Source organism: Methanococcoides alaskense, assembly GCF_027594145.1.
Taxonomy (GTDB): Archaea; Halobacteriota; Methanosarcinia; order Methanosarcinales; family Methanosarcinaceae; genus Methanococcoides; species Methanococcoides alaskense.
Genome location: NZ_JAQFFK010000005.1, coordinates 142,844 through 168,052, shown reverse-complemented (window position 1 = coordinate 168,052; position 25,209 = coordinate 142,844). Strand labels below are relative to the sequence as shown.

General features: G+C 43.3%; 17 protein-coding genes. 6 read left to right on the top strand and 11 right to left on the bottom strand.

The features are described 5' to 3' along the window. Nucleotides 1-56: 56 nt before the first annotated feature. From metX to pscS, 3 genes are read right to left on the bottom strand one after another with little or no spacing between them, the layout of a single operon-like run. Nucleotides 57-1,523 (bottom strand): homoserine O-acetyltransferase MetX, encoded by a 1,467-nt coding sequence (gene metX, locus PBV53_RS09120; protein ID WP_270096871.1) that lies wholly within the window; start codon nucleotides 1,521-1,523, stop codon nucleotides 57-59. Nucleotides 1,524-1,525: 2 nt separating this feature from the next. After that, the gene (locus PBV53_RS09115; RefSeq protein WP_270096870.1) at nucleotides 1,526-2,821 is read right to left on the bottom strand and encodes an O-acetylhomoserine aminocarboxypropyltransferase/cysteine synthase family protein; all 1,296 of its coding nucleotides are present in this window, start codon (nucleotides 2,819-2,821) and stop codon (nucleotides 1,526-1,528) included. Nucleotides 2,822-2,831: 10 nt separating this feature from the next. After that, a complete protein-coding gene (pscS, locus tag PBV53_RS09110; RefSeq protein WP_270096869.1) occupies nucleotides 2,832-4,211 on the bottom strand; it encodes an O-phospho-L-seryl-tRNA:Cys-tRNA synthase in 1,380 nt (459 codons plus the stop codon). Nucleotides 4,212-4,991: 780 nt separating this feature from the next. On the opposite strand from pscS, the gene PBV53_RS09105 reads away from it, so the two are divergent. Beyond that, a complete protein-coding gene (locus PBV53_RS09105; RefSeq protein WP_270096868.1) occupies nucleotides 4,992-6,113 on the top strand; it encodes a DUF8173 domain-containing protein in 1,122 nt (373 codons plus the stop codon). A gap of 114 nt (nucleotides 6,114-6,227) precedes the next feature. On the opposite strand, the gene PBV53_RS09100 is transcribed toward PBV53_RS09105, so the two are convergent. The 6 genes from PBV53_RS09100 to PBV53_RS09075 all read right to left on the bottom strand — a co-directional run bounded on the left by PBV53_RS09100 (nucleotide 6,228) and on the right by PBV53_RS09075 (nucleotide 16,895). Beyond that, nucleotides 6,228-7,712, bottom strand: coding sequence for a type I restriction-modification system subunit M (locus tag PBV53_RS09100; RefSeq protein WP_270096867.1), 1,485 nt, complete (start codon nucleotides 7,710-7,712; stop codon nucleotides 6,228-6,230). A gap of 4 nt (nucleotides 7,713-7,716) precedes the next feature. Continuing rightward, entirely contained in the window at nucleotides 7,717-9,156 is a 1,440-nt protein-coding gene (locus PBV53_RS09095) for an RNA/DNA-binding domain-containing protein (protein ID WP_270096866.1), read from the bottom strand. Continuing rightward, nucleotides 9,153-10,664, bottom strand: coding sequence for a restriction endonuclease subunit S (locus PBV53_RS09090; RefSeq protein ID WP_270096865.1), 1,512 nt, complete (start codon nucleotides 10,662-10,664; stop codon nucleotides 9,153-9,155). The genes PBV53_RS09095 and PBV53_RS09090 overlap by 4 nt, the downstream gene beginning before the upstream one ends. A 36-nt stretch (nucleotides 10,665-10,700) precedes the next feature. Further along, nucleotides 10,701-12,068, bottom strand: coding sequence for an ATP-binding protein (locus tag PBV53_RS09085; RefSeq protein ID WP_270096864.1), 1,368 nt, complete (start codon nucleotides 12,066-12,068; stop codon nucleotides 10,701-10,703). Nucleotides 12,069-12,070: 2 nt separating this feature from the next. Beyond that, on the bottom strand, nucleotides 12,071-14,827 hold the full coding sequence (locus tag PBV53_RS09080; protein WP_270096863.1) for a type I restriction endonuclease subunit R: 2,757 nt from the start codon (nucleotides 14,825-14,827) through the stop codon (nucleotides 12,071-12,073). 148 nt (nucleotides 14,828-14,975) lie between these two features. Beyond that, entirely contained in the window at nucleotides 14,976-16,895 is a 1,920-nt protein-coding gene (locus tag PBV53_RS09075) for a sensor histidine kinase (RefSeq protein ID WP_270096862.1), read from the bottom strand. A gap of 428 nt (nucleotides 16,896-17,323) precedes the next feature. Between PBV53_RS09075 and PBV53_RS09070 the strand changes: the two genes are divergently transcribed. The 5 genes from PBV53_RS09070 to ribC all read left to right on the top strand — a co-directional run bounded on the left by PBV53_RS09070 (nucleotide 17,324) and on the right by ribC (nucleotide 23,090). Then, nucleotides 17,324-19,255: an ATP-binding protein gene (locus tag PBV53_RS09070; protein WP_270096861.1), complete on the top strand. Its 1,932-nt coding sequence runs from the start codon at nucleotides 17,324-17,326 to the stop codon at nucleotides 19,253-19,255. A 68-nt stretch (nucleotides 19,256-19,323) separates the two neighbouring features. Beyond that, nucleotides 19,324-19,881, top strand: coding sequence for a CBS domain-containing protein (locus PBV53_RS09065; RefSeq protein ID WP_270096860.1), 558 nt, complete (start codon nucleotides 19,324-19,326; stop codon nucleotides 19,879-19,881). 241 nt (nucleotides 19,882-20,122) lie between these two features. Then, nucleotides 20,123-21,145 carry a PEF-CTERM sorting domain-containing protein gene (locus tag PBV53_RS09060; RefSeq protein ID WP_270096859.1) on the top strand — a complete coding sequence of 341 codons (1,023 nt, stop codon included), beginning with the start codon at nucleotides 20,123-20,125 and terminating at the stop codon, nucleotides 21,143-21,145. Nucleotides 21,146-21,467: 322 nt separating this feature from the next. Then, a complete protein-coding gene (locus tag PBV53_RS09055; RefSeq protein ID WP_270096858.1) occupies nucleotides 21,468-22,610 on the top strand; it encodes a pyridoxal-phosphate-dependent aminotransferase family protein in 1,143 nt (380 codons plus the stop codon). 15 nt (nucleotides 22,611-22,625) lie between these two features. Next, nucleotides 22,626-23,090 carry a riboflavin synthase gene (ribC, locus tag PBV53_RS09050; RefSeq protein ID WP_270096857.1) on the top strand — a complete coding sequence of 155 codons (465 nt, stop codon included), beginning with the start codon at nucleotides 22,626-22,628 and terminating at the stop codon, nucleotides 23,088-23,090. Between the two features lie 427 nt (nucleotides 23,091-23,517). On the opposite strand, the gene PBV53_RS09045 is transcribed toward ribC, so the two are convergent. Both PBV53_RS09045 and PBV53_RS09040 read right to left on the bottom strand, forming a co-directional pair. Further along, nucleotides 23,518-24,228, bottom strand: a complete 711-nt coding sequence (locus PBV53_RS09045; RefSeq protein ID WP_270096856.1) for a DUF1638 domain-containing protein — start codon at nucleotides 24,226-24,228, stop codon at nucleotides 23,518-23,520. Between the two features lie 128 nt (nucleotides 24,229-24,356). Further along, the gene (locus PBV53_RS09040; protein ID WP_270096855.1) at nucleotides 24,357-25,193 is read right to left on the bottom strand and encodes a 4Fe-4S binding protein; all 837 of its coding nucleotides are present in this window, start codon (nucleotides 25,191-25,193) and stop codon (nucleotides 24,357-24,359) included. Nucleotides 25,194-25,209 lie beyond the last annotated feature (16 nt).

Below are 25,209 nucleotides of genomic sequence, written 5' to 3'. Positions count from 1 at the left end.
TCATACTGTAGTAGATCAAATACCTGTAAAAGTCTAAAAAATAGAAAACAAAATGATCAACCGATCAGTCGGTTGATGTCCTCACTATCGATGATACCAATAAGTCTTTTCTTCTCGCCCACTACAGGCAAAGCCGAGATGCTGTGGCGTTCCAGTCTCTTGGCAGCAGCTACTATCGGTTCATCAGGGGAAGCCGTCAGAACATCCCTGGTCATTATATTCTCCAGCTTGTCACACTTTAATGCGACCGCTTTTGAGATATCCCAGGAAGTGACGATACCAACAAGACAGCCGTTCTCATTAACGACAGGCAAATGAGTAAGGGCCTCCTCGAACATGACCTTTGCAGCTGTTTCTATGCTCACACCTTCCCTGATGGTAGCAACCTTTTCGGTCATTACATCAGCAACGGATGTGTGAGTCAGGAAATTGTTGATGACATAATTGATCTGGCCGCTTTCAAGCAGGAAAGCATCGTGGCCATAGCTGGATTCTATCTCGCGATAACTTACATCATGTTCCTTTACAGTAAGACCTTCGACTATCTTTCTTGAATGATATGGCGAATAAAGCCAGTCGGAAGTTATTGAAATTACCAGCATCTTTGCCTGTACATTTTTCAGGCCTTCTGCCAGAGAACCGTTCTTTGAAAGGTCGAAATAATCCACAGCTTTTGTAACATAAAGATAGGAATTGGCATCGAACCTGCCGGTAAATGTGTCTCCCTGATATCTCAGATAGCTCTCCACCTGAAAATCATTGGACATATCGAACTTGTAGCTTTCACCCTGTTGCAATTTCCGTCCAAACTTCTCATGCATGGAAGCATCGCTAAGATATGTGATGTGAGCGATCATCCTTGCAGTGGAAAGACCATTTACAGGGGGTTCGCCATCGTAATAGTCCCCTCCATTCCAGTCTGGATCAGAGATAATGGCATTCCTGCCAACCTCATTGAAAGCTATCTGCTGAGGTGATGAAATCGCAGTAGAAGCAATGACCACAACTTTCTTTACAAACTCAGGATAGGCAACACACCATTGAAGCGTCTGCATACCGCCCATGGAACCACCAACTACTGAAAAGAGAGTGGAAATACCGAGGTAGGATATCAGCTCTTTCTGGACGTTCACCATATCCCCGATCGTTATGACCGGAAAAGTGATACCATATTGCCGGCCCGTGTCAGTATCGAGGGAAGCCGGTCCGGTAGTACCCTTACAGCCGCCCAGAACATTGGAACAGATCACGAAATACCTGTCAGTGTCAAGGGCCTTTCCGGGACCGATGATGTCATCCCACCATCCCGGTTTTTTGTCATCGCCACTGTGCCTGCCTGCTGCGTGTGCATCGCCTGTTAGAGCATGGCAGACAAGGATCGCATTACTTTTCTCCTTATTGAGATTACCATAGGTCTCATAGGCCACCCTGATGTTCTTCAGGGTATGACCGCCTTCTAACTGGAACTCACCTTCTATGGTATGGTAGTTCGTTGATACAATTCCTACAGACCTTTCACTCATACTTACTGCGACCTCTCCAACGCCTGATCTATATCAGCTATAATGTCAGCTATATCCTCCAATCCGACAGACATCCTTATAAAATCATCTGTCACACCGGTCTGTTCACGCTCTTCCTTTGTAAGCTGCTGGTGTGTAGTGGATGCAGGATGGATCACAAGTGTCTTTGCATCCCCGATGTTCGCAAGATGTGAAAGCAACTCAACGTTCTCGATGAACTTCTTGCCTGCTTCAAGGCCGCCTTTCACACCGAACCCAAGAATAGCACCATAACTACCTTTGAGGTACTTCTGTGCAAGTTCATGGGATGGATGGTCTTCAAGACCTGGGTAGTTCACCCATTCAACAAGCGGGTGTGAGTTAAGGTGTCGGGCAACCGCCAGAGCATTCTCACCGTGTCTTTGCACACGTAAAGATAGTGTTTCCACGCCCTGTATGAACTGGAACGCATTGAATGGGCTCATTGCAGGCCCCAGGTCACGTAAAAGTTGTGTGCGTACCCTCAGGATAAAAGCAAGATTTCCCATTCCGGGAATATTGCCGAATGATTCCCAGAACTTCAGACCATGGTAACTGGGGTCAGGGTCGGTAAACTCCGGGAACTTGCCGTTGTCCCAGCTGAAATTTCCGGAATCGACTATTATTCCACCAATGGAAGTACCATGCCCACCGAGGAACTTGGTAGCGGACAGGACCACGATATCGGCACCATGATCGATAGGTTTTACAATGCCCACACCTACGGTGTTGTCCACAATGAGAGGAACACCAGCATTGTGAGCGATCTCAGCTATCTTTTCAAGATCAGGGATATCCAGCTTTGGGTTTCCGATTATCTCGACATAGATGGCACGTGTCTTCTCAGTAATGGCCTTTTCGAATTCTTCCGGTTTTGTTGAATCAACGAAATGTACTTTCCTGCCAAGTTTGGGGAAAGTGTGATTGAAGAGCTGGTACGTGCCACCATAGAGATTATTTGCAGAAACTATCTCATCCCCAAGCTGTGTTACCGCAAGGGCTGCAAGAGTGATGGCAGACATGCCTGAAGCTACACCCAATGCACCTGTACCGCCCTCAATGGCAGCTACCCTCTTTTCAAGAACATCGGTGGTAGGGTTCATCAGACGTGTGTAGATGTTCCCGAATGCCTTCAGGGCAAAAAGGTTCGCTGCATGCTCAGCATCATTGAAAACGTATGCTGCTGTCTGATAAATGGGAACAGCTCTTGATCCTGTCGCATCTGGCACATGCCCCCCGTGTAATGCTATTGTGTCTAATCCATAGGTTTTGTCAGTCATTGTTTGTACCTCAGTTAATGTTAATATTGTATTTCTCAGCTATCTCGATGAATGAATCGGAGAGATAGTGTATCTGATCCCACGAAAGTCCGTATGTGCTCATTTTCCAGCTTCTTGTAGCACCAGGGAACTCGCCTGCGATTCCATGTTTCTTCAGTTCGTCACTGAAGAAGTATCCCTTACGTTTGTGTGTTTTTGCCACCTTGTCGAAGCTTCCGGTGGTATCCACTTTGGAAAGAGCATGCTTTCTCGGGAACTCGCTAAGCACTTCATTTCCTTCTATCCTCAGGAACTCGTTAATGAAGTAGTTGGACTTTTTGACTTCCTCGTCCCAGTGCTTTGTCCTTTCCTTCACATGCGGGAACGATGCCATCATTGACAGCAATGGAGCTCCCATCAGTGTGCATCCAAGGAACTCGACCTCTTTTATACCGAATTTTCTTCCGGTAACATCCCCGACCATTTGTGTGGTCCTGAATATCTTGTCAGCCCATTCTTCAGTGGTCGCCAGCACTCCTGAAGGAGCTACTGATGCCATGCTCTTATGGCCTGAACCTACCACGAAATCCGCACCTATCTTTTTGCCATTTACCGGCATTATGCCCACAGTGTATGCACCATTGTAGAGAAATGGGATACCGTATTCCTGTGCCACCTTTCCGATACCATAGATGTCGTGTTCATTACAGAACAGGTAATCGAAGTGATCGATCATTATGAGAGCTGGAAGTTTTCCGGTCTCTCTCTTCACTTCATCGATCTTGTGAGCAACTGATTCTGCCGTGAGAATGTTATGTTCGTTCACAGGAGCTTCCCTTACGATACCTCCGGCACCTTCCACGGCAAGGAACTCAGTATAATGAGCAAATGCCGATACGACCACAGTGTCACCTTTTTCAATAATTGATGAAGCAACAGCCTGGAATCCCCTTCTTGCACCGGGAACCACACGTGCCTGGTCCATCCCTACAAACTCTGCAAGGTCCGTGTGGAAGGTCGATATCGAAGGTTTTTCGATCTTATCAAGCCTGAACGGTTTTCGGCAGTTGTCACAGGTAGAGTATCCATCCCCATAGGCTATGACCGCTTTACGTGCTTCAGGGGTCAGTCTTCCTCCGGCCTGGATAGGCTGGATATTTATGAACTCCTCTTCCCTTGTCCGGCACATAAGGTCACCCACGATCTTTACGGGTTGTGTTTGACCATTCTTTTTACCAAGATCCTCAAGAAGGCCGCCAAGACCAGAGACGATCTCATCGTAGCGTTCAGACTGATCATTACTCATACCCGTAGGTAGAGACTGCCTGACTATCTCCCTGAGATCTTCCAGTGCAAACTGGGTTTCAAATAATTTGTTGGCGAGATATTTTTTGTTCATCTGTTCATCCAATTCAGTTACCACCTGTTCGTTCGGGATATGTGAAGCTTAAAAACTACAAATTCCCATCGCTTTCGGCTTTCTGTACATGTACCGGCAAGATTATCCGGCTCTGATGTGTGGTTAACGGTGTTAACAGTCTGTAACTTTACTTCAGTTCTTATTTATATGTACCCATCGTGACAATATCTATAAATTGCTGAAGTTTTCCCACACTCAAATAAATTTAGTCTTCCATGATATATAAGAGCAATTTAATTGAGCGGGATGTATCATTATAAGTGCCAATAACAAAAAAATAGAATTCACCGCATTAGAAGTTTAGACAATAAAATGCAATAACTTATAAATAGTATTATTTTTTTGCAATTTTATTAAAAATACATTCTTTTTTAATGGCATTTACTTTAAGTACTAAAAAACTTATATATTAAGTAAAGGTTAAGAGTTATGCCGTTTCTCTTGACCTAAAGCAATATTGTCGAAAGGCCTTAACTTTTCGGGGTTGAAAAGTCGTGGGGGCTAACCGTATTGGCATGTCTGGAACTTCAAAGTTTCAGCATGCTGATACATCAACAACTTACCAGATCATTTTTTTCATCGATCATCAATTAATAGAACAAATTGTTTATAATGTTCGAAATCATCTTTTATCATTGGTATTCCGACAGGTTCCAGATTAGATGCATCTGTCAACACTCCACCAATTTTTAAATGAGTTATTCAAAATTCAGAAACATTTAATAGTCATTAATATCAAACTTTACATTAAAAATTGAAAGGTGGGGTCATATGAAATTGAAAGATAGTCTATGGATGATATGCGTCATTGTATTCTTATTGTTATCTTTAACATCTAATGCAAGCGCATCCAGTATGTTCGAGAGCGGTAGCCTGGTAGTCATCAATGAAACGGTCGAAGATGATGTTTACATTGCAGGTGACACCCTGATAGTGAATGGGGATGTCCTTGGGGATGTCGTGGCTGCCGGAGGTACTGTGCAGATCAACGGGAACGTTTCCGGGGATCTCATTGTTACTGCAGGTGATGTGACAATTACAGGCATTATCGGCGATGATGTAAGGGTCGCCTGTGGATCATTCGAACTTAGCGGCCAGATAGGTGACGATCTTCTGGTAGCTGCCGGCACAGTGTCCACAACTGAGAATGCAAACATTGGCGGTGATACGACCATAAGAAGTGGCGATGCCGATCTTGGAGGAAACTTCGGAGGCTTACTAGAGGTCTCAGCAGGTTCACTGGTGCTCTCAGGTAATGTCGAAGGAGATGCAAAACTGGATTCACCCGATATAACGATCCAGCCTGATTCAAGCGTAAAAGGTAACCTGGAATACACCACCCCCGAAGAAATACCAATACCTGCCGGTGTTGTAGGGGAAGATATCAAATTTGACAAGGGAGGAGAGCGCGATGACAGGTCCGATGCTGATGGAATATTCAAAGGGATAGCTATCGTTGGCAAGATCTCATATTACATATTCCTGTTCGCTCTGGGAGTAATGTCCATCCTGGTCTTCCCGGAAAAGACCGAAGAGATCGCAAAGAAAATACAGGAAGAACCTTTGAAGAAGATCGCAGTAGGACTGCTGATACTGATAGGCTCATTCATAGGAGCAATTGTCCTGCTAATAACCATCATCGGCATCCCAATTGCACTCTTCCTGCTATTGCTCTTGGCCATCGTCCTGATGATCGCAAAGATATACACTGCAATGTGGCTCGGAGAGGTAACGTTCAAAAAAGCAGGCTTCAAATATAACCAGTGGACCACACTGGCAGTCGGCCTCCTTATAGTACTGATCCTTACAGAAATACCATTTGTAGGCGGGATCATCGGCCTTCTGGTTACACTGGTAGCAATGGGAAGTATGTACTTTGCATTGAAGAATTAATGCAGGGGACGTACTTTTTACTTTTTTGCTTTTTTACAAAATAAGACATGATAGTGAAAATCGATCCCTGAAAGAAAAAGGGCTGCCTGCATAAGCAGACAACAACATCAGACCTCACTCTCCATTGATCACTACCATGATCTCCTTGAAGCTTTCAAGTGATGCTTCGATATTCTCGATGATCTCATTTGCGAGAATATCAGGATCAGGCAGGTTATCGAGATCAGCAAGACTTGCGTCCTTGAGCCAGAATATATCCAGATTCGTCTTATCCCTTGCCACGATCTCATCATAAGTGAACTTACGGAATCTTCCTTCCGGAGTTTCTTCGCTCCAGCTTTCCTGACGATCGAAGCGGTCTTCAGTATTGTAGCACTGGATAAAGTCTTCCAGATCGGAGAATTTCAGAGGGTTCTTTTTAAGCGTGTGATGTACGTTGGTCCGGTAGTCGTATATCCATACTTCCTTTGTCCACGGCTCTTTAGCTGCGGGTTTTGCTTCAAAGAAAAGCACGTTAGCCTTTACACCATTCGCATAGAAGATGCCTGTGGGCAGGCGAAGGATCGTATGCAGGTCGGTGGTCTCAAGGAGCTTCTTGCGCAAGACCTCCCCTGCACCGCCTTCGAAGAGAACATTATCCGGAAGGACCACTGCTGCCTGACCGCCTGCTTTGAGGATGGTGTGGATGTGCTGCACAAAGTTGAGCTGCTTGTTGCCTGTGGTTACCCAGAAATCCTGACGGTTGTAGGTGAGGTCTTCTTTTTCAAGCTCTCCTGCATCGTTGGTGAAGGTCATGCTGCTCTTCTTACCAAATGGTGGATTGGTAAGAATGTAATCATAACGTTCCCCTGAATCAGCTATTAGTGCATCAGAATTGGATATAGAAGGTTCCCCGTCGATCTCCCCGATGTTGTGCAGGAACAGGTTCATCAGTGCCAGCCTTCGGGTTCCGGCGACTATCTCATTGCCACCAAAGGTCTTGTTCTTCAGGAACCTGCTCTGTTCCCGGTCCATCTGATTATGCAATGTAAGGAAGTCATAGGCTGCCAAAAAGAAACCACCTGTACCACAGCAGGGGTCACCTATTGTTTTCATGGGTTCAGGACGCAGGCATTCAACCATCGTCCTGATGAGCGGTCGCGGAGTGAAATACTGCCCGGCCCCGCTTTTAGTATCCTCTGCATTCTTCTGCAAAAGCCCCTCGTAGATCTCGCCCTTGGTGTCAACTCCCATCATCACCCAGCTTTCCTTATCGATCATGTCAATGACCTTGTAAAGCATAGCAGGATCGCTTACCTTGTTCTGTGCCTTAAGGAAGATCTGCCCGAGCATCCCCGGCTTTTTCGCCAGCTCTTCCAGAAGCATCTTGTAATGAGTGTCAAGCTCAGCCCCACGCTTTTGCTTCAACACATCCCACCTATATTCCTCCGGAATCCCGATATCCCGATCATAAGGAGGCTTCCTGTACTCCTCTGCCATCTTCAGGAATATGAGATATGTCAACTGCTCCAGATAATCGCCATAGCTCACTCCCCCGTCACGCAGGACATTACAGAAACTCCACACTTTAGAGACAATGGATGATGTATTTTCAGACATGTTTTTAATCCTTGATATGTGAGTAGTATTTTTGATTTGGGCTGCTTGGTTTATATGGAATTGTCATATGAAGAACACCAGATTCCAGAAGAGGCTTTAAAATGAATTTCCTGAAATACTCCCTATGTGTTAATTGCAAATGCTCCATAATTTCGCTGGTTGTTCTAGGCTCTTTGCAAAATTCGATTATCAATTCCTGTTTATCAACTTGCGCGGTAGCTTGCGCGGTAGCTTGCGCGGTAGCTTGCGCGGTAGCTTGCGCGGTAGCTTGAGGGGTAACAGGAATAATTATCTTGAAAATATCCCCTTCTATAAATTGTGTATCGTTCCCACCGGAATATATCCTTGTGTATTTATGGAGATTGCGAACTCCTGAACCCAGTTCTTCAGCTCTTCCGATCTCTTTGAAAACGCGGGCAATTACCGGATTTTTGGGATAGGGTGTGAAATTTGAAGGATCTATCAGACCATGACCATGCGGACGGTTCCCATTTTCCGTTACGACCTGATCTTTTTCAATGATGAATTTTGCAGGAAAATTGTTCAGATATTCCCTGTGTATGAGTATGTTTGCAGCAACTTCCCTGAAAATATGATCACGCAGATTGATCCTCTGGTCCTTTTCAAGATGGAACGGGTCTGGCAAATGTTTTGCAACAAAAGCCATCAGCCTGTCATAACTTTCGATCAGATTGGTGCGGATGTCATCCCTGTCATCATAGCGATCAAGATTGACCCTTCGGAGAATGGCATCAGTACGATATTGAGGCAATATGCTCTGGATCACTTCATCTTTCCCAAACAACAGGACTGCTGCAAGAGTATATCCTTCCTTTCCACTCTGGTAATCGCGCTGATATAGACGTGCGCTGCTCAAGATCTCCTCATCACTCATCACACCCCACGGATGATTTGGATTTTCAGCACGGACCATTTTCCTTACCCTCTGGAAAAGGTCACTTCGGAGATCATCCATTTTAACATAAGGATAAATGCGATTTTCAGAGAACGAACTCTGTTTACGAATATACAAATGAGCCACAGCATCAGACTGATTCGTTATATTCATATCTCCATCTTCATTCCTGTCGAATATCTTCCCATTACAGTGATGGACCTGAGAGCTTTCAGGAATATTAAGATAAAGAACGATCTTCTCATCAATGACAATGGTCTCCGGCAAAATATACAAAGGCGGGTTGATCTTCTGCGGATTGTTCAGCGCAGTGACCAGGTCCTTTTTGATCTGTGGCAAAGCATCCTCATCGATCCCCGTAACAATCCCATCATCCCGAACTCCCAGAACAATATGCCCTCCACTGCGATTCAAGAAAGCACAAACGCTGTCATAAACATCCTTGTTCAGCTTGTTCCTACACTCCTTAAATTCCACAGTAAGCCCTTCACCATCCCTGATGATGCCCTTCAATTGCTCCGTGATCATGCTTTCCCCTTCTTACTACTGCTCACTTTTTCCACTCGAATTTTCTCCAGCAAAGCCTCAGCCGGCTCCCAATCCGGCGCATTTCGCACCTCTTCCAGCTCCCGCTCATTGAGCAACTTCCCCTCGAACGCCTTCTTCAAGATGCTCTGCCGCAGTGCCTCGGCTATTTTGAGGTTGGCTTCGATGTCTTGCTCGACTTTGTCGCAGACTGAAAGGCGGGTTTCGATTTCCTGGATAATGGCTTGTTGTTCGGAGAGGGAACAGATGGAAACTATCAAAGATTGTAATTCCCCGGAATTAATGTTGTTAACTCCGCTTGTTGATTTGGCTTTAGACTCAATTTGATGCCGCAAATCAATTGAGGAAAGGCAATTTAACAGGTACTTTGAATTAATTAATGAACCGATAGTTCTGAGTCGAATTAGATATCCTGCATAAAGATAATCTTCATCCTTTACACTAACTAATGCACATTTTCCAACTAAATCAATACTCCCATTAGACCGAATAATAAGAATATCGCCATATTTTAATCTGTAACTTTCGATTTCATTAGAATCAAATTGGGCATATTTCAAATCAGAATCATTAATAAAACCATCTGCAATATTGGGAATGCGAAGTACTCCTGAACCATTTAAATTGTAGTCGCATTTTTTAGAAGTTCCATATTTAGGTTCTTCAACCAAATTGCCCACCCTAATCCATCCCCATCCTTTAGGTAAATCTGGCAATTCAACTTCTGTGATTGGTTTTGTTTCTTTGGATTTTTTTGGCTTTGTGGGTTTTTTACCTTTTTTACCTACATCTTCCCACTCTTTAACCGCCCTTTTCCACTCATCCGACTTCTTGCTGTAACTTTCTTCCCGCTCCACCCGAATCTGCTCCAGCAAATCCTTCGCATAAGGCAGCTCGGTCTGCTGCTTCCTCCATTCATTCGTAAGCTCCCCCTCAAAAGCCTTCTTCAGCACCGCCTGCCGGTACACCTTGAGCTGCTGTTGAGTTAGTTTGAGGTTGGCAATGCCATTGTCCAGCTCGCTGAAGAGCTGCTCGATCTTGGAAACTATGGCACGTTGTTCGGGGAGTGGGGATAGTGGAATTATTTCACTTTTTAAGACTGCACCTGAAATCGCCTTAAATGTAGTGCCAGTACCCTTTTTATCCAACTCTTTTTCAATTAATCTAAGAAAGTAAAACAAATACTTATTACAATAAGAGTAACGAATGGCTGCTAATCCTCTACCAATACAACAATTTTGATTAGCAATATTTGTTGTTCCAACTGGGGCTCTAACTGAAATTAGGATATCATTTGTTTCAGCGAGCTTCTTTGGCTTTGAACACCACTTTGAAACAACGGGGTGTAGTTCAGTAAACTCTGCTTTTCCTTGAAAAAATGGGAGCCCAATTCCATTTTTATTGTAAGTTGAAGATGGTGGCGATTGCCCCATTATAATTTCAGCCATCTGGCTCAATTCAGTTTCTATCCATCCAACTTTTTCATCCATCTTCACAACCCCAACGCTTCTTCAATGTTTTTAATTTCAGGATTCATCTATAATCTCCCAATGTCCGCCTTTGTCCGGTCCACTGCGCTTCAAAAGTCCTTTTTCTTTGAGATTTGCAATTTGTTTTTCAACTGCTCGCGAGCTGATTCCTACAAGCTCAGCAAGTTCTTTAGCTGATATATTATTATCCTGTGAAATGAGATGAAGTATTTTCTCCGAACTTTTCTCCGAACTTTTCTCCGAACTTTTCCCCACAGTTTTCTCCGAACTTTCACCCAACTTTTCATCAGGGATATCCAGTCCTTTTCGGAAGATCACGGAAAAGCCGGTGTCGAACTTGAAATCTACGGAAGAATTACGGCTCTCATCCACGGCTTGTTTGATACGGCTTATGCCGGTACCGACCTTTTCAATGTAATTGATGCGATGAAGGAGGGAGGCAATAAGGGGATTGCGGGCAACGCTCTTGTGACCGAAATCAGAAGGGTTCAGACCGCTGGGGAGACCACCGGGGTTTGATATCTCCACCCTGTCGTCAAAGACCTCTATAAGCACATTCGAACCACGGTCAAAATAATCGCGGTGGCAGACGGCATTGATAATGGCTTCTCTCAGAGCAACATCAGGAATATCAGGGATCTCTTCCCTTCGGATGTCCTCTATCTTATATTGCAAATTCGTATGCCTCTTTACAAAAAGGATAGCATTATCGATGTTCTCGACAATGTTTGACTTGAAATCCTTCTTATCAAGGATATTCACCTTCTTGGTACCCTTGTATAGAACACAGACAACAATAGCATGGTTGAGGAGAAAATCAATATCCTTTGCAAAGAACAGAACGCCTGCATTTGTGAGCCTGCCTTCATCGTTGATGCAGTCCAGATTTCTCAGCAGGGACATCCTGTCAATTGAACTACTGATACCTGCCATATTCAAAAAATCTGCAAAGGCCCTATTATCAAAATCTTTCTCAAAGTCTGCCTTCTCGTTCTTCAGTTCATCAAAACGAATACGTCCTTCTTTCTGGAAGAACTCAATTATCTCATTTCGTGTCAGCTTCTGGGAATTGGCACCATTACGAATAAAAAAGCCTTTAGAACAGCCATACGGCTTGTCACTGCCTTCTGGTACATCGACAACGATAAGATCATTTTCCACAATAATATTTACATCAAGCTGTGGCTGCAACTGCCTTAGAGAATCCTGAACCTTTGACCTGAAACTATTATCAGTAGATATGCCCTTCACAACACCCTTATCAGAAACACCGAGGATGACCTTCCCACCGCTGGAATTGGCAAAGGCACACACCTCTTCAACAAAGGACTTATCAAGAGATTGCTTAAACTCCACATGATAACCTTCACCTGCTTCTATTACTTCTTCAATTGAAAAATCCATCCTCAAACCGCCAATGCCTCATTCAATTCACTAATAACCACATTCATCTCATTACCAAAAAGCTGGTACATCCTGCCACGTCCACCCATAGCATCAAAAGGGGTGTAATCGAGGTCATCGAGTTCCAGATGGAAACTGGTGGATACGTAATCCTTTATCATTCGGAGCCAGTTCATCTGGTCCTCATTGAACTTGAGGGTTCCGGCCTGTTTGCTGAATACCCAGTCCTGGAAGTTCCTGTTCACGGTCAGGTCGTAGGCTGTGAGGACGGGGTCGATCTCGGTAACTCTGCGGATAAGGGATACGAGGGCTGTAAGCTCGTTCTTTGGGGAATTGCCGTTGACCTTTTCCAGTTGCTCGTAGGCCTGCCAGACCCTTGAGGGTGCGAGGTGGGGTTTTTCCAGCTTTAGTTTTTCCAGCACTTCCTTGATCATTTTGAAGGTCACATCCCTGCGCTGGTAGGACTGGTTGTAGAAGATGGTGAAGGCTGTGATCTCATCCTTATTGGCTTCCATATAGGCTTTGAAGTCACTGATAAGTTCATCTGCTTTTACAACAGCGTCCTTGTCCCACTCGGCCCTGAGGACTGTATCGAGATTCACCGTATCGATAATCTGATCATGCACCCTGCGTACATTCTCGATATACTCGTTAAGCTCCCCTGAAAAAGTAGATCTGGCAACATCGATCAGCTCCTGTTGTGCCTGCTCCTGTACCTCCTGTTCAGGCATCTGGGGTTGCTGCTGCTTTATACCGGCAGCTCTGGCATCGATTATGTCAGGATTGTAGGCACTGAACAGATCCCTTATAGCCGCACTGATATCCTTTCCGTTAGCCTTTTCAGCAAAAGTTGCCCTCTCATCATCGGTGATCTGTTTGTTCAGCCTTGACAAACGGCTGGCCAGTGAAATATAAAGGTCCTCATCCTGAGCACCAAAGGTTACCGCTTCCAGCAGGGCTTTCAGGGAGATCCCTTTTTTGCGCTCCAGCGGTCTGCTGTCGGTCTTGATGTTCTTAGTAACGCCCACAGCATCCACTATCACAAAGTGCGTCTTAGCCGAAACGGTCGAGGGTGTCACCTTTTTAAGGTCATCGAAACCCATTGTCCGCGTTCCTCTGCCCTTCATCTGCTCGAAATAGTTCCGGCTCTTCACATCCCTCATGAAAAGTAAACATTCCAGCGGCTTAACATCCGTGCCGGTAGCGATCATATCCACCGTCACAGCAATTCTTGGATTGTAATCATTACGGAACTGCGACAGCACCGACTTCGGGTCCTCCTCGACCTTGTAGGTCACCTTCTTGCAAAAAGCATTACCTTCCCCGAACTCTTCCCGCACGATCTGTATAATATCATCCGCATGGCTGTCGGTCTTGGCAAATATTAGCGTCTTTGGAACCTCATCTCTTCCCGGGAATATCTCAGGCAGCTTATCCCTGAAGGTCCTGACCACATTACGTATCTGGCTTGGGTTGACAACATCCCTGTCAAGCTTATTGCCAGCATACGTATAATCCTCATCAAGCTGTTCCCAGCGCTTCCTGCGGGTAAGTTTTTCCCGCTTGTCCACGAACTCTTTAGCCTTGATCTGAGAGCCGTTCTTGGTTATCTCAGTCTCAATGGTGTACACATCATAGCCGACATTCACGCCATCGGCCACCGCTTCTTCATGACCGTACTCGCTAACCACATTCTCATTGAAAAAACCAAAGGTACGCTTATCCGGGGTCGCAGTCAGGCCGATAAGGAACGAATCGAAATAATCAATCACCTGCTGCCACAGGTTGTAGATGGAACGGTGGCACTCATCGACCACAATAAAATCAAACTCCTCAATAGGAATACTCGCATTATAGACAACCGGAAGCGGTTCCTTTTTCTGCCAGTCCTTCTCAGCAGGATTCTGAGTTTCGGCCTCATCGTCCAGCTCCTCGCCCTTAAGGATGGAATACAGACGCTGGATGGTGGAAATACACACCTGGCTGTCCGAAGAGATATAATTGGAACGTAAACGCTGCACATTATACAGCTCAGTGAATTTACGATTATCGTCATTTGGCATATAGGCCATGAATTCCTGCTCTGCCTGCTCCCCCAGATTTCTGGTATCAACAAGGAACAGTATCTTTTTAGCATCCGCATATTTTAGCAAGCGGTAAATGAAAGTGACAGTAGTATAGGTTTTCCCGGAACCTGTCGCCATCTGTACCAAAGCCTTTGGTCGATTGTCCTTGAAGGACCTCTCCAGATTTTCAATTGCCATTATCTGGCAATCACGCAGACCCTCAGTCTTTAACTCAGGTAGAGAAAGTAACCTTTCCCTTAATGACATCTCCTTTTTAAGATAGGGAGCGAATGTCTCCGGCCGATGAAAAGAGAAAACTTGCCTGGACCGTGGTTTCGGATCACGCTGGTCAGTATATCTGGTCAGCTTTCCGGTACTCTCATAAATAAAAGGAAGAGGATCATTTTTCAGGTATTTCAGTTTGCTCGTAGCATATTCACCTGCCTGCTCTTCAACAACGGTCAGATGGTGACCTTCCTCATCTTTTTTAGCTTCAATGATACCAACAGGTCTTTTGTTAACAAAAAGTACATAATCAGCCGGTCCCACTTCGGTCGAATACTCCTTAACAGCAATGCCACGGGAAGTATTCCAATCAACCTCATTTTTTTTCAGAACTTTCCAGCCGGAATCAGTGAGTTTCTTATCGATACTATCCCTTGCTTTCTGTTCCGGATTCCGATTATCACTCATATATTTGTGCCCATTGAAGTTTTTAACTAAGATTTACCTGGGATCAAGCTGTCCACGATGACATTAGCTCATTCTGGCAACAGTTCAATACTCACAATTAATATAAAAATGATTTCTTTTAGATTTTCGAAAATACCTACAAAAAAGCTCATTCCTCATTTCCACCAACTTCCCCACCATCCCTAACCTTTGGAAGTCTGATATGAACAGTGGTCCCCTTATGGGGTTCACTCTCGATCCAGATCTCACCGGAATGGGCATCAACGATCTTTTTACAGATGTAGAGACCCAGACCGGTTCCGCCGTATTTTCGTCTTATGGACGAATCGATCTGGTAGAACTTCTTGAACAGGTTCGGGATCAGCTCTTTGGGAATACCTATACCGGTGTCACTGACAGTGAGGTGCAGATCATTTTCTTCATCAGATGCCCCAAGGGTGATCACACCACCGGGAGGGGTGAACTTGATGGCATTATCGACTATGTTGTTCAGCATATCGACCAGATGGGCCTCATCGGCTTCGATGGTCGGGAGATCTGAAGGTATGTTCTTTTCAATATGGAGCTCGTTCGCTTCAACGAGCATGATGGTATCCATAATGGTGTTGCTTATTATTTTTGCTATATGACACTCTTTGAATTTGTATTCAATTATCTCTGCCTGTGCCTGACTTATATATAGCAGAGAATTTACCAGGCGCCTGAGCCTGTCGGCATTGCGAAGCACGGCTCCAAGTGATGATTTTTGTGGGCCGTTGATATCACCCAGGGACTCATCATACACATTCTGGGTATAGCCTTTAATGCTGGTAAGCGGTGTCCTTAGCTCATGGCTGACATTTGACAGGAAGACATCCTTCATCTGATCCAGTGATTTGAGCTCCTTATTGGCCTTTTCCAGATCATCCGAATAAGTCTGCAGCGAACCAAGGATGTCATTCAGACCAGAGGGTATCTTCCTGAAATCCACCCCCACATCTGTCTCAGCCCTCCTGTTCAGATCACCCTTCAAGGCAGAATCAGAAATATCTTCAAAATTGGAAACGATCTCGTTTATCGGACGGGTTATGGATATCGCAACGAGATAGGCTGCACCTGCCATGAAAATAAGTGCAAGCGATGAGATGAGTATAAGTTCATTCCGCAGGGCCATGACATCTGCGAGCATGTCCTCTTTCGGGATTACCAGAATAAAAGAATAATTACCTGTACGAACCGGTTCATAGAATATGATCACATCCTCCCCTGTGGTAGTATCAACGGTCTCTATATTACCCCCCTGCCCAACAAGGATATCCTCTGCCATGATCGCGATCTCAGTATCGTTGAAATCATTAAGGGTCTTCATCCCGATCCATTCCTTGTGCACAGGATGGGACAACAGTATGCCTGTATTACTAACAGTGAAAGCATACCCCTTCTCAAAAGCAGTAACATTGGAAATGATCTCATCAATATAGTTGAGCGATACATCGACACCACCAATACCAACGAACTCCTCTTCCCTTATTATCGGGGATACATAGCTCACAATAAGTTCACCCTGATACAGATATGGCTCTGTCAGCACTTCCTGCTCAAGTTGTTTTGGCAATTGATAATAATCTGATGACTCATAGTCAATAAGGGGTTCCACGAACATGGTACCACCGATCTTGTTCCAATAAGGTACAAGCCGACCTGTGGAATCATACCCTTCAGTGCCTGCATATTCAGCATCTTTTCCGTCGAACGCATTGGGTTCAAAACCCGTATAGGTACCGATCAGATTGGGATTAGCGATCAGCACTTCCCTTAGAATATCATTGACCTCATCCCTGTCAGAGGAATTGTAAACGGTAAGCGTGTTTTCAATTGTCCTTGCAATGGCCATGTTCGATTGCATATCCGAATTGAACTGGTTTGCATAGTTGCTTGCTTTTTCTATGGACTTCTTATATGCAAGATCCTCATGCTGGGCTGTACTGGTTGAAATAATGATAGCTGTAGTAGCAGCCATCACTAAGAGAACACTGAACCCTATGTACAGGATCAATTTAACTTTAAGAGGTACATCATCCATTTTCATACCGGACACCTTGCTGAAAGCACACCGAATTCATATCAATCAAATAGAATAATCGGAAGGCAGAAACTCAAAGGAAAGAACGCAGTCCCATTATGTAACGGTTGAACTAACCTCAATCCCCATTATTACATTTGAATAACTCTCGTATAAATGCCTACCTGTTGCAACTATTCAGCACCCCTATAAACGACATCATATGATAGGTCCATATGTGGTAAAATTTCCTCCGCATATCTTTCAGATTATTTCGGTTATCAAAACACATTTATATTACCAAATCGATTTTATAAAGCACAAAATAATAGCATCTCGATAATGCACTAATATATCTTGACTTCCCTTCGATCTTCGGATACTTGAACATGAACTGCAAAGCAAATACCCGATGGATATTATTCATAGCAATTGTACTGATACTCTTATTTTCAATGACAGCCCCAGTTAATGCAATAGAAGTGAAAGTTGCACTATACCAGTATGAACCAATGATATTCACTGATGAGAATGGTAATGCTGCTGGAATTACTGTTGATCTTATCAATGATATGGCCGAACAGAATGACTGGGAGATAGAATACGTAGAGTGCACATGGGCACAAGCACTTGAATTCCTTGAGAACGGTGAGGTCGATATTGTCACCAATATTGCATATACTGAAGAAAGAGATTCAGTATTCAATTTTACAACAGAGCCCGCACATGTCTACTGGAGTCAGGTCTATGTAGTGCCAGAGCTCGAAGTAAATTCCATACTTGATCTTTCAGGTAAAACGATCGTAGGAAATGAAGAAGACTTTAGTTTTAATTATTTCAAAGAACAGATGGAAAAATATAGGGTACAAGCTAACTATATTGAAGTCGCTGAGACCATCTCAATTCTGGAATATATCGATAGCGGGAAAGCAGATGCAGGAATAATACCTTATACTTTTGGTAATTATTACAGTAGCGGTTATGATGTGAAAGTAACCCCAATAGAAACAGAACCTTTTGGACAGTATTTTGCAGTTGCGAATGGCACCAATATCGACCTCCTCAATGATATGAATTCATATTTAGCATTGGTAGGAACACCTACACAGGAATTACCTAAACAAAAGAAAGATATTTTTAAAGAGTTCCTCCCATATTTGGCCATCGGGGTATGGGCGATATCTCTTCTGATCATACTAAATTTAATGCTTAAGGATAAGGTCAAAAGAAAAACAGATGAGCTTACGGCAAAAAACCTGCTTCTTGAAGACTATATTGAAGAGAAGAAGAGAAGCGATGAGAAATATTCCACCCTTGTTGAAAAAGGAAATGATGGTATTATTCTCATTCAAGATTATGTAGTAAAATTTGCGAATTCAAAGTTTGGCGAGATGATTGGCTGCACAAAAGAGGAAGTAATAGGAATCCCACTTTTGGATCTTATCTCTGAAGATTACAAGGAATTGGTACTGGATAGATACGAAAGGAGAATAAAAAACGATTCGACTATTCCATACAGATATGAAATTGATCTTTTATCGAAGGATGGCAAGAAGATCCCTGTTGAGATAAGTGCCTCTTATATTGAATTCGAAGGTAAGCCTGCAGACATGGCAATTTTGAGGGACATCACTGAGCGCAAAAAAGCTGAAATGACCATGCAGGAAAAACTCGAGGCAGAGGCTGCAAACCGTTCAAAAAGTAAGTTCCTTGCGAATATGAGCCATGAATTAAGAACGCCTCTTAATGCTGTCATCGGATTTTCTGAAATGTTATTGCTGGGAACCTTCGGAACGCTCAATGATAAACAAACAAAATATGCGAACAATATTAATTCAAGCGGAAAACACCTGCTGGATGTGATCAACGATATTCTTGACCTTTCAAAAGTTGAAGCTGGAAGGATGGAACTACATCCTGAAGAATTCGACGTATCCTCTGCGATAGAGGAAGTAAATATACTGGTCGCATCCATAGCCGAAAAAAAGAGGATCGGTATATCTACCGATCTCACAGATAACACCATTGTTGTTGAAGCTGATAAGACCAAATTCAAGCAGATACTATACAATCTGCTGAGCAATTCACTAAAGTTCACGCCTGATAATGGAAGCATCGTCGTGGCTGCGAATGTAAAGGACGAAATGCTCTATGTTAGTGTAAAGGATTCGGGAATGGGAATTGCCAAAGAAGATATTGGAGCTATTTTTAGTCCGTTCAGGCAACTCGAAGAAATGAGTTCAAAGGTACAGCAGGGAACTGGGCTTGGTCTCACACTTGTGAAACGTTTTGTGGAAATGCATGGCGGAGAAATATGGGTGGAATCAGAAGTTAATGTAGGGAGTACTTTTACGTTCACAATGCCTTTGAAAAGCGACATTGAATGATTATTTAATATTTTTATATTGTTAACGGGTCAAATTCCTTAAATACTATAATTACTATCAGTAATATTATGCAACTTCCAACACCTGAGAGGCTACGACAGAAAAGGCTCGATCTGACCCTTACCCAAAGCGCGCTTGCAAAACGTGCCGGTGTCAGTCAACCTTTAATAGCACGTATTGAAGCAGGTGATGTCGATCCGAGGCTATCGACACTCAGGAAGATCTTTACTGCTTTTGAGGAAGTAGAGAAGGAGAAAGTGCTGGCAAGAGATATCATGCACACGCTTGTTATTTTTGTTTCTTCTGATGATTCGGTAGAATCCGCTGTGCATCTGATGGAAGAGAATGGATTTTCACAGGTTCCGGTTATCGATCAGGGAGTTCCATTGGGAAGTATTTCCGAAGACACTATCATTAAGGTCATGACCGAGAGAAAGGCATCGGATATTTCCCAGATGAGAATAAGGGATATAATGGGTGATGCCTTCCCGACAGTTTCGCCTACTACTGAACTTAATGAGATATCACATATGCTTGAGAGAAATCCGGCGGTCCTTGTGGTTGAGAAAGGAGTTACCACAGGATTCGTTACAAAACATGATGTCATCAAGCTGTTACATGGTTAAAATTGATTTGCAGACATATTTTTATTTGTATTAAAAGTAAAAATTATATATTTAAATATGAAATAATATATTTATGAATGTAATCGATATAAATATTAATAAACGGAATATTAAAGTGTGGTGTGATATGTTATGACTGCTTAATCTATTCGTTCATAAACCTATTTTTATGAACAGAAGCCATAATAATATGCACTATAAGCGTAACCAATTAAAATCCAAAGTTCTAGACGGTGGTACGATGAAAACAAGAACACAAATAATAATGGCATTAGCTGTAGCCTGTCTTTTTTTAACAGGTATCGCTGCAGCATCAGAAGAAAACGATCTTAATGAAGATCCAAGTCTCGCATATCCAAGCACTATTAGCTCTGTTTCAATAATGGCAGCTTCTATTGAAGGGTCTGTAGACAATGGAGATGGAACATTTACATTTACACAGCAAGTTGATCGTAGTAGTACTGCACCCCACTACATAGCCCCTAGTGGATATGGTTTTGGAATTTACAGTTGGTGGGATGAAGATTATGGATGGATGCACACATTCCCTAATGCAACCGATGCAAACCTAACAATCAATTCTGTAAAGTTGATCATTAGAGCATATGATGTTGATTCAAACGTTAATAATGGTGAATTTGATCACATTACTGGAGATGGAATTGATTTTGATCCAGTCTATCTTCAAGGTGCAAGTAGCCAGTGGAGTATTACAGAATTTGATGTTACACCTGCTCTCATTGCAGATGGAAATATGACTGTTTTTATTGACATTGATATGAATCATAACGAAGACACATGGGCTACAACCCTTGACTCTAGCAAACTTGTTGTAAACTATAGCTATGGAGGAAATGTTCCACCATATGTACCAGAATTATCTGTTCCTACTTGTGTTGCCGATGATAGTGATCTTCTAGTAACAGTTATGGGCCCAAATCCAGCTGACCCTGACGGAGATGCTGTAGTCTATACATACCGCTGGTTTGTTGACGTTGGCGCAGGTTATTTGGATGATAACTTTGCTGGTAGAGGGGATCATACTGGCAGTACTGTTCCAGCAGCAGACACTCAGATCGATGATAAATGGAAAGTAAGAGTAACTGCTACAGACATCTATGGAGCGCAGACATTCTCTGAAATCGAATTCCCAGTGATTGTATTGACTTGCCAGGAAGAAGAAATTCCAGAGTTCCCAACTATTGCTCTTCCAGTAGCTGCAATAATTGGACTTGCATTCTTCATGCAGCGTAGGAAAGACTAAACAATAATTGGTGAAGATCAATAAGATCTTCACACTTTCTATTTTTTTGTGTCTTTAAAACAGACATTGTATTTTTGTTCAAAGGATGAAACGCGAGTTGGATATGTTGTCCTGATCGAGAACATTTTTGTTTCGTAGAACAAAGAACTTAAAAAGTTAAAAATGCCATAATACGAAAGGGTGGCGAACCTTATAATTTTACGTTACGATTTATATAGTAGATTTGCATAAGGTAGCTCAATTATTTATTATTGAGAGCGACTATTCATAGAAATAGACACTAATAAGATCAATTATTTATTGACTTTACAGGAGATATTACATGGACCTTGAAGACACACTACTTATGATGCCTGGCCCTGTTCCTGTTGCACCTCGCGTGCTCAGGGCAATGTCAAGACCTATGATAAACCATAGGGGCAAGGAATTTTCCGCAATGTTCGATGACTGTACCACCATGCTGAAAGAGATCTTCCAGACAGAGAACGATCTTTTCACCATCAGCGGCTCAGGAACAGCTTCCATGGAAGCAGCTCTTGGATGCACCATTGATAAAGACGACAAGGTCGTCACTATCGAGAATGGTAAGTTCGGAGAGAGATTCAAAGATATCGCAGCCCGATATGGACAGGTCGTTCCTGTCGAGTGCGAATGGGGAACCTCCGTTGACCTCGATGTTGTAGAGGAGAAGCTTTCCGAGGGTGCCAAGGCTGTTACCATGGTACACAACGAGACCTCAGCAGGCATACGCAATCCAGCTCCTGAAGTTGGTAAGATTGCAAAGAAGTACGATGCTTTGTTCATCATGGACGGCGTGACCTCCATCGGTGGAGATGACGTTAAAGTGGATGATTGGGGCGTTGATATCGCTGTTGTCGGTTCACAGAAGTGCATCGCTGCACCACCAGGCCTTTCCATGCTTTCAGTAAGCGAACGTGCTTTTGAGGCTATGAACAAGGAGAATCTGCCATACTATCTTGACCTTAAGGCATACCAGAAGAGTGCAGCTAAGTCACAGACACCATATACACCTGCTGTGCCTCTGTTCTTCGGTCTTCAGGAAGCTTTGAAGATCGTTATGGAAGAAGGTATGGATGCAAGGATCAAGAGGCAGGCAACAGGCGCTGCTGCTGTCCGTGCAGCTATGGATGCAATGGGCATCGAGATGTTCCCACAGCTTAACGCAACCAGTGCTTATTCCAGCACAGTTTCCGCAATGAAGGCACCTGAGGGTGTTGACAGTAACGATATCAAGAAGGGAATGATGGACAAGGGCATCATCATCGCAGGCGGTCAGAACAGACTCAGCGGTAAGATCTTCAGGATAGGCAGTATGGGCAATGTTGCTCCAAAGGACCTCATGATGACAATTCAGCACCTTGAACTCGTGTTCAAGAACCTCAATATCGTTAATGAGATCGGTGCAGGTACCGAGGCTGCTGCCAAAGTATTTGATACACTATAAACCATAGTATGATACATGAAAACTATAGGCGTTGTTGATACGACCTTTGCACGTTTCAATATGGGACGTGCAGCCGTCGATGAGATCCAGCAGAACGTATCCGCTAAGATCAAGCGGATGACCGTTCCCGGTGTCAAGGACCTGCCGGTAGCATCCAAGAAGCTCATCGAAGAAGAAGGATGCGACATAGTAATAGCTCTGGGAATGCCAGGAGCCAAGGAACAGGACAAGATCTGTGCCCACGAAGCCTCCACCGGCATCATCCAGGCCCAACTCATGACGAACACCCACATAATCGAAGTGTTCGTGCATGAGGACGAGGGAAAGGACGAAAAGGAACTCGCATTCCTAATGGAAATGCGCTCCCGCGAGCACGCCTTAAATGTCGTCAACATGCTGTTCCACCCTGAAAAACTTGTCAAGCAGGCCGGTACTGGTCAGAGACAAGGGTTTGAGGATGTTGGGACTTTGAGACATTAAGGTAGTTTCTTTATTCTTTTTTTTGATCTATTGAAGAAGAGAGAGAAATCTCTTCATATTTGCAGAAACGATTGTCTCGTAGGTTAGAGCAAAAAACAGATGATCAAAAACTGTATCTGCAACGAAGTTTGCTAAAAGTAATTTGGACTACATGAAGCCGAATACTAAAGTCGAGAAGCCTTTTCTGCTTAATGCTCATGTAAGAGAACGTTTGGGTAAATGGGAAAAACTTGTCGTAAATGGTTAATTTCATGGGGATTTTGGTGTCGCTTTTGTCACTTTTCTATGGAAAGCTAAGCGACAATTTCAGGAGACAAATAAGACAAGTGAAAAGCAACGAAGTAAGTGACATCAATAATGAAATGATTCAACGTCATTTTCAAAAAATGGTTGTGCTCATGGAATACAAAAATCGTTATGAAAAATATCATTCTACATTCTTGTAGACACCAACTTTTGCATCCATATAAGAATCAACTGCAATCTTCATACTGCCATCAATTTCTATGATATTCATGTCAAAAGCCTTCGCAAATTCAGAAACACTTTTGTGAAATCCGTTATATTTAAAACCTTGAGTATTGATCTTAAAAACTTGCCCATATCTTGGATTGCTTAGATACTTGTTGAGGTTTTGAGAAGGTACTGTAGGTCTATCGAGCTCCTCCCGGAAGCTGGACATCCACATTGGAGTTGCATACATGGAAGCCTTGCCGTTCCCAATTAGCATAGTTTTTGTGTATATCTCGTTTCCCCCAAGAGCTATGCTGATACAGTCATCTGCAAGCTCTCTATTTTCATCCTTCAGGAAATACAGGGGGCAATCAAAGTCCTTTAATTCAGCTTCCATTTTCTCAGAGTTATAGCCACATTTTCCATAAAAAAGAAGAATTCCATCTGAAAATTCAGCCATTTCCCTGACATTTCGGCATACTTCAGAATGCAGCTTATCAGTATCGGCATGCAATGTTTTTGTTAGAAGATTTACCACAACGGTTATCTGTTGCTTGTTCTTTTTCAACGTTTTATAATGCATTTTCCTTAAGAAAGGAATCCTCGATAAAAGTAATTTAAATTCAGGAATTATCGTGCGTTCGATCTCTGATATAAGAGAGGGTAGCCTGTCAAGGGCAACCATCAACGGCTGCTGACCTTCAGATCGGAGTTTTCCTCCGAATTTGTTTATGCAACTTTATATCATTTCTCTTGGTTGTTTGTGCTCAGAAAATGCATGTAAAGATATTGTATCGATAAGGATCAGGCTCTCTAGTTTGTTCTTCTTCCTTGTGGTATGCCATTTTCACATGGCACTTTTACCTGACATTTACCACAGGCATAGCGCGGACTATATTTTTCTAGGATCCTGTCCAGGAATTCAGAGCATGGTGTATGTTCCTTTCCGTTTTCCATGGTGATGGCACCCACAGGGCAATTTCTAATACATGCTCCACACATCGTGCAGTAATCGTAAACTCCCTTATATTCTCTTTCTGTAGGTTCGTGTTCCATATCGGTTATGATACTTGTGAACCTGCCTGCCATCCCTTTTCTGGTAATAAGACCCTTTGATAGTCCAAAGGTACCCAGTCCGGCAGCATAGGCTACATGTCGTTCCGACCAATTGCTACCATAATCACTGTTATCCAGAGCTTCTTTATTAAGTCTGGTACTTACCACAACTTCAAGACGCTTGTCAATACTTGGTGCAACACAATGATAGCCCTTTTCCGTAAGTGTTTCTTTAAGGTGATCGGAAAGTTGATCGATAATAATTTGGCCTTCATGGCGAGCATGTAACCATTCTTTAGAAGGTTCCTTCATATCCCTGCTATTACCTTTTTTGACCTGACTGGAATATGGTAGAAAAATAGAGATGACAGTCTTTGCTTCCTTTAACCATTCTTTTGGAGGCATAAAACGTCCATAGGTTATCTTATGATCAGTTTTAAAAGTTTCAAATAACTCATCATTGGCATCTGCATAGCCAACAATAGGTGTATCAAACAATTTCAGTCCTATGACCGATTCATCTATGGCTTCTCCCTCCGAGATGTGGTTTCTTTTAGGATCTTGAACAAAAGCCGTCACTAATTTTTCTAACATATCATCAATCCTTCTT

Excerpts from the sequence above, each read along its gene's own strand:
- metX (WP_270096871.1), bottom strand. The coding sequence starts at position 1,523 with ATGAGTGAAAGGTCTGTAGGAATTGTATCAACGAACTACCATACCATA.
- PBV53_RS09115 (WP_270096870.1), bottom strand. The coding sequence starts at position 2,821 with ATGACTGACAAAACCTATGGATTAGACACAATAGCATTACACGGGGGG.
- PBV53_RS09105 (WP_270096868.1), top strand. The coding sequence starts at position 4,992 with ATGAAATTGAAAGATAGTCTATGGATGATATGCGTCATTGTATTCTTA.
- PBV53_RS09100 (WP_270096867.1), bottom strand. The coding sequence starts at position 7,712 with ATGTCTGAAAATACATCATCCATTGTCTCTAAAGTGTGGAGTTTCTGT.
- PBV53_RS09095 (WP_270096866.1), bottom strand. The coding sequence starts at position 9,156 with ATGATCACGGAGCAATTGAAGGGCATCATCAGGGATGGTGAAGGGCTT.
- PBV53_RS09090 (WP_270096865.1), bottom strand. The coding sequence starts at position 10,664 with ATGGATGAAAAAGTTGGATGGATAGAAACTGAATTGAGCCAGATGGCT.
- PBV53_RS09085 (WP_270096864.1), bottom strand. The coding sequence starts at position 12,068 with ATGGATTTTTCAATTGAAGAAGTAATAGAAGCAGGTGAAGGTTATCAT.
- PBV53_RS09080 (WP_270096863.1), bottom strand. The coding sequence starts at position 14,827 with ATGAGTGATAATCGGAATCCGGAACAGAAAGCAAGGGATAGTATCGAT.
- PBV53_RS09075 (WP_270096862.1), bottom strand. The coding sequence starts at position 16,895 with ATGAAAATGGATGATGTACCTCTTAAAGTTAAATTGATCCTGTACATA.
- PBV53_RS09070 (WP_270096861.1), top strand. The coding sequence starts at position 17,324 with ATGACAGCCCCAGTTAATGCAATAGAAGTGAAAGTTGCACTATACCAG.
- PBV53_RS09065 (WP_270096860.1), top strand. The coding sequence starts at position 19,324 with ATGCAACTTCCAACACCTGAGAGGCTACGACAGAAAAGGCTCGATCTG.
- PBV53_RS09060 (WP_270096859.1), top strand. The coding sequence starts at position 20,123 with ATGAAAACAAGAACACAAATAATAATGGCATTAGCTGTAGCCTGTCTT.
- PBV53_RS09055 (WP_270096858.1), top strand. The coding sequence starts at position 21,468 with ATGGACCTTGAAGACACACTACTTATGATGCCTGGCCCTGTTCCTGTT.
- ribC (WP_270096857.1), top strand. The coding sequence starts at position 22,626 with ATGAAAACTATAGGCGTTGTTGATACGACCTTTGCACGTTTCAATATG.
- PBV53_RS09045 (WP_270096856.1), bottom strand. The coding sequence starts at position 24,228 with ATGGTTGCCCTTGACAGGCTACCCTCTCTTATATCAGAGATCGAACGC.
- PBV53_RS09040 (WP_270096855.1), bottom strand. The coding sequence starts at position 25,193 with ATGTTAGAAAAATTAGTGACGGCTTTTGTTCAAGATCCTAAAAGAAAC.